At 62.9% G+C, this 964-nt stretch carries 1 protein-coding gene; it reads right to left on the reverse strand.

Annotated elements, in window-relative coordinates; translation table 11 throughout:
* Nucleotides 1-964: phosphoenolpyruvate carboxykinase (ATP) (locus AC0L3S_RS39075; protein WP_473285281.1), on the reverse strand; the 964-nt coding region annotated here is incomplete at both ends.

The raw sequence follows: 964 nt of genomic DNA on the forward strand, positions 1-964 counted from the left end.
ATGAATTCGAGCGGATAGGCCGAGCGGGTGTTCTCGGTCTTGGAGCCGTCGTCGAAGTCGACCACGCGGGTGTCTTCGTCCAGCACGCAATTCTCGAGCACCGCGCCGAAGCGGGTCGAGGCGGCATAGATCTCGGGCTCGGCTTCCTGCGACAGCTTGATGCACTTGGCGTAGCAGCCGCCTTCGAAGTTGAAGACGCCGTTCGGGCCCCAGCCGTGCTCGTCATCACCGATCAGCGTGCGGTTCGGATCGGCGGACAGCGTGGTCTTGCCGGTGCCGGACAGGCCGAAGAAGATCGCGGCATCACCCTTGGCGCCGACATTGGCCGAGCAATGCATCGGCATCACGCCGCGCTCGGGCAGATAGTAGTTCAGCGTGGTGAAGACCGACTTCTTCATCTCGCCGGCATAATAAGACCCACCGATCAGCACGATCTTGCGGGCGAAATCGATCGCGACGACGTTCTCCGACTTGCAGCCATGGCGCTTCGGATCGGCGCGGAAGCTCGGCATGTCGATGATGGTGAGCTCGGGCACGAATGCCGAGAGCTCGACCGCCTCCGGACGGATCAGCAGCGTGCGGATGAACAGCGAGTGCCAGGCGAGCTCGGTGAAGACGCGGGTCTTGATGCGATAAGCCGGATCGGCGCCGCCATACAGGTCCTGTGCGAACAGCGACTTGCCTTCGGCGTGCTTGAGGAAGTCCTGGTAGAGCGTCTCGAACTGCTCTGCGGTGATCGACTGGTTGCCGGCCCACCACATCTTCTTGTCCGTGGTGGCGTCACGCACCGTGAACTTGTCCTTGGGGCTGCGGCCGGTGAACTCGCCGGTATCGGCGCAGAGCGCGCCATCGGCCGACAGCACCGCCTCGCCCGCGGAGAGCGAGTATTGATAGAGTTGCGGCGCACCGAGGTTCCAGTGAACCTGCTTGAGATTCTTTAAGCCGAATTTGTCGGCGCCGAAGG

It is taken from the genome of Bradyrhizobium sp. Ken01, from assembly GCF_055807355.1.